Genomic DNA, 4,947 nt, shown 5'->3' with positions numbered 1-4,947 from the left:
TCGCCGCCGAGGGCCGGGTGCTGCCGCCCCGGTGACGGCGGCCCCGCACCGCTCACGCCTTTACTCTCTCTTGGCCGGAACCGTCAGCGCTCGGCTACCCTCCTAACCCTTACGGGGGCGTGTGCCCCGACGTCCTGAACCTTTCAGAACTTCCGATGGGTGCGGAGAATGATCGAGGCAGTCGGCCTGACGAAGCGCTACGGCGCGAAGACGGCCGTGTACAACCTTTCCTTCCAGGTGCGTCCGGGGACCGTCACGGGCTTCCTCGGCCCCAACGGCTCGGGCAAGTCGACGACGATGCGCATGATCCTGGGCCTCGACCAGCCCAGCTCGGGGCACGTCACCATCGGCGGCCACCCCTACAACAAGCTGCCGAACGCGCCGCGCCAGGTCGGCGCGCTGCTCGACGCGAAGGCGATGCACGGCGGCCGGGCCGCCCGCAGTCACCTGCTGTGCCTCGCCCAGCTCGCCGGCATCCCGGCCCGCCGGGTCGACGAGGTGCTCGGCGTCGTCGGCCTCCAGGACGTCGCGAGCCGCCGTTCCAAGGGGTTCTCGCTGGGCATGGGGCAGCGGCTCGGCATCGCGGCCGCACTGCTCGGCGACCCGCAGGTGCTGCTCTTCGACGAACCGGTCAACGGTCTGGACCCGGAGGGCATCCTCTGGGTCAGGAACCTGATGAAGCAGCTCGCCGCCGAGGGCCGTACGGTCTTCGTCTCCTCGCACCTGATGAGCGAGATGGCACTGACCGCCGAGCACCTGATCGTGATCGGCCGCGGGCAGCTGCTCGCCGACATGAGCGTCAGGGACTTCATCGCGCACAACTCCGCGGGTTTCGCCCGGGTCCGCACCCCCGACACCGAGCCGCAGCAGCGCGAGAAGCTCGCCTCCGCGCTGGCCGAGGCCGGCGGCCAGGTGCTGCCGGAGCAGGACGGCGGGCTGCGCGTCACCGGTCTGCCGCTGCCGCGGATCAGCGACGTGGCGCACGAGGCCGACGTCCGGCTCTGGGAGCTGTCACCGCATCAGGCCTCGCTCGAGGAGGCGTACATGCGCATGACGCAGGGCGCCGTGGACTACCGCTCCACCGCCGACCAGCGCGCGGGTCTCCAGCAGCCGCTGCCGCCGGGGGCGACGGCGCCGCAGCAGATGCCGGTACCGGGTCAGGGCCAGCCGGGCTGGTACGCCCCGCCGCCGCCCCAGGGCCCGGCCCCGCAGCCCCCGCAGGCGGCAGCCCCGCAGGCGGCGGCCCCGCAGGCGGCGGCCCCGCAGGCCGTGGACCAGAACCCGTACGCGGCCGCGCCGCCGGTGCAGCCCCCGCCGCCCCAGGCCGCGCCGCAGCCGCCCGCCGCCGCCCCGATCATGGACAAGGACGCCCGATGAGCACGCCGCCCCCGCCCTATGCCGCCCCGCAGCAGCAGCCCCCGGCGACGCCCGACTGGCAGCAGGCCGGTGCCTCGTACGCCTCGCCGATCCCGATGCGCCGGGCGAACCTCGGGGACGCGCTCCTGTCCGAGTGGACGAAGATCCGCTCGGTGCGCTCCACGATGTGGACGCTCGGCGTGATGATCTTCCTGATGGTCGGCCTCGGGCTCGCCTCGGCCGCCGTGGTCGCCGCCGCCGACGACGTGAAGCCGCAGGGGGACGAGGTGCTCAGCCTCGGCTTCTTCGGGGTCCTGCTCGGCAGCATCTGCGTCATGACGCTGGGCGTGCTGACCATCGCGTCGGAGTACGGCACGGGCATGATCCGGACGACGATGACGGCCTGCTCGAGCCGCAGCCGGGTCCTCGCGGCGAAGGCCCTCGTCTTCTTCGCGCTCGTCTTCGTGCTGACCACGGTGATCGCCGCGCTCGTCGGCGCGCTCCAGGTCGGCATCGTGGGCGCGGACTCGCCGGGCGGTTCGATGTGGTTCAAGGCGACCGTGGGCGTCGGCCTGTTCGTGGCGCTGCTCGGGCTGCTCGGCCTCGCGGTCGGCACGCTGGTGCGGCACTCGGCCGGCGCGATCACGATCATGATCGGCCTGGTGCTGCTGCCGCTGGTCCTCGCGATGTTCATGTTCGCGGAGTCGCTCAAGGACGTGCAGCAGGCCCTGTTCGAGTACTCGGTGCCCAGCCAGCTCGCGGTGCTCTACGGCGACTCGGTCACCGGCGGCAGCGGCCCGACCGGCTGGGATCCGCTGTGGTTCCTGCTCGGCGTGACCGCCGTGGCGCTCGGCGGCGCGTTCCTGGCACTCAACAACCGCGACGTCTGAGACCGCGACCGCCGCACGCCGACCGCCGCCTAGTGGCGCGGCGCGTTCCTGGACCGCTGCACCTTCGTGGTGCGGCGGTCCTTCGCGTTCCAGCACGCCTTGTGCCAGTGCCGGCGGTCGTCCACTCCCCCGTACTCGGACCAGGCCACGACGTGCGCGACGCCGGACCCGATCTCCTGGTCGCAGCCGGGGCAGCGGTACGTCTTGCCGGCCGCGCTGGCGCCGGCGACGTGCCGCACGCTCCACTCCTCGCCCTGCCAGCTCTCGGTGGACTGGGCGCCGCCGTACCGCCTCCCCTCGTCCTCACTGCTGCGGGACGATCCGCCGGCCTTGGGGCGGTTACGACGCGGGGACACGGCTCACCTCACGGGTGGGGGTGCAGGAAGGGGTCCCGTCCAGCGTAGCCCGACGGGAGCGGGGTACCCGACGGTCGTCACCCGTGCGGTGATCGGCGGGTCTTGGGAAAATCTGTCAATCTTCCCGCCCAGCCGTGTCCTTGGCACTTGCCACCCGTTATTGCCTTCAGGGGGAGTGCCCGCGTCGGCGCCAAGGAAGGCAGGAGTGCGATGCGCGTAGGAACGTTTGTACTGGCCGCCCAGTTCCCGGGCCAGGGACAGGGGGAGGCCCTGCACCGTGCGGTGCGGTCGGCCGAGGTGGCGGAGGAGGCAGGCCTGGACTCCGTGTGGCTCGCGGAGCACCACTTCGTGCCGTACGGGACGTGTCCCTCGGCGATCACGCTGGCCGCGCTGCTGCTCGGCCGCACCCGGACGCTGCGCGTCGGCACCGCGGTGAGCGTGCTGCCGACGGCGCATCCGGTCGCCCTGGGCGAGCAGGCGGCGCTGCTGCACCTGACCTCCGGCGGGCGGTTCTCGCTGGGCGTGGGGCGCGGCGGCCCCTGGGTGGACCTGGAGGTGTTCGGCGCGGGCCTCGAGGCGTACGAGTCGGGCTTCCCCGAGTCGCTCGACCTGCTGCTGCGCTGGCTGGGCGGGTCCCATGTGGCGGGCGACAGCGAGCGGTTCGACTTCCGCGAGGTCGCCGTCGTGCCGCGCCCCGCGGAGGCGATCGAGGGGACGACGCCCGACGGGCCGGAGGTCGTCGTGGCGTGCACGTCGCCCCGGAGCGTGCGGCTGGCCGCCGAGCGCGGACTGCCGATGCTGCTCGGCATGCACATCGGGGACGCCGAGAAGGCGGAGATGGTCGCCCTGTGGCGGCGCTGCGCGCGCGAGGCCGGGCGCGCGCCCGAGGAGATCCTCGACGCGCCCCATGTGGCCGCCGGGGTGGCCCAGATCGGCGACGGCCCCACCGAGGCCGCCGAGACGCTCCTGAAGGCGATGCCGGGCTGGCTGAAGCAGGGCCTGGACGCGCATGTGACGGTGGACGGCCGGGCCCGCGCGATGCGCGACCCGCACGCGTACACGGAGCTGCTGTGCGGGCTGCACCCCGTGGGCACCCCGCAGGTGTGCGCGGACCGGCTGGCCGCCACGTCCGAGCGGACGGGCATCAGCCGCTTCGCGCTGCTGGTCGAGGGCTCCGGCGATCTCGCGGCGACGGAGGAGAACGTACGGCGCCTGGGAGCCGAGGTCCTGGTACAGCTCGGCTGACCGGCCGGAGGGTCCCTCGGGGCGGGCCGACGGCGTGCGGGTGTTTGCCGCCCGGTACAGATGCACCTCCCGCGTACGGGGCGGCAAACGAAGCCGGCTCGGCGCCGTCAGCAGTCGCGCAGCTCGGGCGACTGGTTGAGCAGCTGGTTACGGGCCGAGGTGAAGCGGGCGAGCGTCTCGTCCACCCCCGGGTCCTGCGGGAAGACCGCGACCCGGTGGCAGTTCTGGAACGCGAGCCGCACCCCGAAGTGCCGCTGCAGGGCGCCGCGTATCGCGTCGCTCGCGAGCGCGCGCAGCAGCTGGCCCCGTGCCTGCTCGTCCGGCGGCGGCGTCTGGTTGTCGGCGAAGGGTCCGCCGTCGACCTTCAACTGGGCCACCAGGGAGCTGATCATCTCCCACGCGTAAGGCAGGGAGGTCCGGACGCAGTCGACGAAGTCGGCTTCGTCGACCTCGCCTCGCTCGGCCTGTTCCAACAGGGCCGGTGAGACGTCGAGCGACATGGGTTCTCCTCTCACACCCCCGCGAGGCCGCGGGGGTTGACGGACAGGCCAGGAGCCCACGGCACGCACGGCCTTGCGTGCACGCAGCGTGTACGCGTCGCGACCTCCTGCTTCTACGGTAAGCAACGCAACCGGACGACAACAGGGCGTAGCGCGTACGGTTCGTACACAACCGGCCACGACCGAACAGGGGGCTACCGGAACAAAAGGGTTGGACCGGTGGAGCGGCGGGGAGGGGTCACGGCTGCCCGGGGCGGGCCTCGGTGGGCGAAGTGCGCGGACCCGTCCGGGTCGAGTAGCGTTGCCGACCATGCGTCTTGTCATCGCCCGTTGCTCCGTGGACTACGCGGGCCGGCTCACCGCCCATCTCCCGTCGGCCCCCCGTCTGATCCTCGTGAAGGCGGACGGCAGTGTCTCCATCCACGCGGACGACCGGGCCTACAAGCCCCTCAACTGGATGTCCCCGCCGTGCACTCTGAAGGAGGGCAGCGGCGACGACGAGGGCACGTGGACCGTCATCAACAAAGCGGGCGAGAAACTGATCATCACGATGGAGGAGATCCTCCACGACTCCTCGCACGAACTGGGCGTGGACCCGGA

General features: G+C 72.5%; 5 protein-coding genes and 1 pseudogene. 4 read left to right on the top strand and 2 right to left on the bottom strand.

Annotation, left to right across the window (positions count from 1 at the left end; translation table 11 throughout):
- Window positions 1-168 precede the first annotated feature (168 nt).
- Entirely contained in the window at window positions 169-1,377 is a 1,209-nt protein-coding gene (locus GTW43_RS22635) for an ATP-binding cassette domain-containing protein (RefSeq protein ID WP_161303857.1), read from the top strand.
- Window positions 1,374-2,246: an ABC transporter permease subunit gene (locus GTW43_RS22630; RefSeq protein WP_161303856.1), complete on the top strand. Its 873-nt coding sequence runs from the start codon at window positions 1,374-1,376 to the stop codon at window positions 2,244-2,246. Before GTW43_RS22635 ends, GTW43_RS22630 begins: the two co-directional genes overlap by 4 nt.
- Before the next feature lie 29 nt (window positions 2,247-2,275).
- Here the strand turns inward: GTW43_RS22630 and GTW43_RS22625 are convergent, their stop codons facing one another.
- Complete coding sequence (locus tag GTW43_RS22625; RefSeq protein WP_161303855.1) at window positions 2,276-2,602, bottom strand: ATP/GTP-binding protein; 327 nt, start codon at window positions 2,600-2,602, stop codon at window positions 2,276-2,278.
- Window positions 2,603-2,812: 210 nt separating this feature from the next.
- Here GTW43_RS22625 and GTW43_RS22620 point away from each other — a divergent pair, with 210 nt between their 5' ends.
- Window positions 2,813-3,847: an LLM class flavin-dependent oxidoreductase gene (locus GTW43_RS22620; RefSeq protein ID WP_161303854.1), complete on the top strand. Its 1,035-nt coding sequence runs from the start codon at window positions 2,813-2,815 to the stop codon at window positions 3,845-3,847.
- Window positions 3,848-3,954: 107 nt separating this feature from the next.
- Here the strand turns inward: GTW43_RS22620 and GTW43_RS22615 are convergent, their stop codons facing one another.
- The gene (locus GTW43_RS22615) at window positions 3,955-4,347 is read right to left on the bottom strand and encodes an SCO5389 family protein (protein ID WP_161303853.1); all 393 of its coding nucleotides are present in this window, start codon (window positions 4,345-4,347) and stop codon (window positions 3,955-3,957) included.
- A gap of 310 nt (window positions 4,348-4,657) precedes the next feature.
- On the opposite strand from GTW43_RS22615, the pseudogene GTW43_RS22610 reads away from it, so the two are divergent.
- Window positions 4,658-4,947 (top strand): annotated as a pseudogene (locus tag GTW43_RS22610) (endonuclease NucS domain-containing protein); the annotation flags it as partial.

The sequence above is a fragment of the Streptomyces sp. SID5785 genome (assembly GCF_009870065.1).
GTDB lineage: Bacteria > Actinomycetota > Actinomycetes > Streptomycetales > Streptomycetaceae > Streptomyces.
Note: the sequence above shows the minus strand (reverse complement) of the source record. Positions and strands in the feature narration are given on the sequence as shown.

What these genes read in the sequence shown, in the direction of transcription:
- GTW43_RS22620 (WP_161303854.1), top strand. Translation starts at nt 2,813, where the DNA reads ATGCGCGTAGGAACGTTTGTACTGGCCGCCCAGTTCCCGGGCCAGGGA.
- GTW43_RS22615 (WP_161303853.1), bottom strand. Translation starts at nt 4,347, where the DNA reads ATGTCGCTCGACGTCTCACCGGCCCTGTTGGAACAGGCCGAGCGAGGC.
- GTW43_RS22630 (WP_161303856.1), top strand. Translation starts at nt 1,374, where the DNA reads ATGAGCACGCCGCCCCCGCCCTATGCCGCCCCGCAGCAGCAGCCCCCG.
- GTW43_RS22635 (WP_161303857.1), top strand. Translation starts at nt 169, where the DNA reads ATGATCGAGGCAGTCGGCCTGACGAAGCGCTACGGCGCGAAGACGGCC.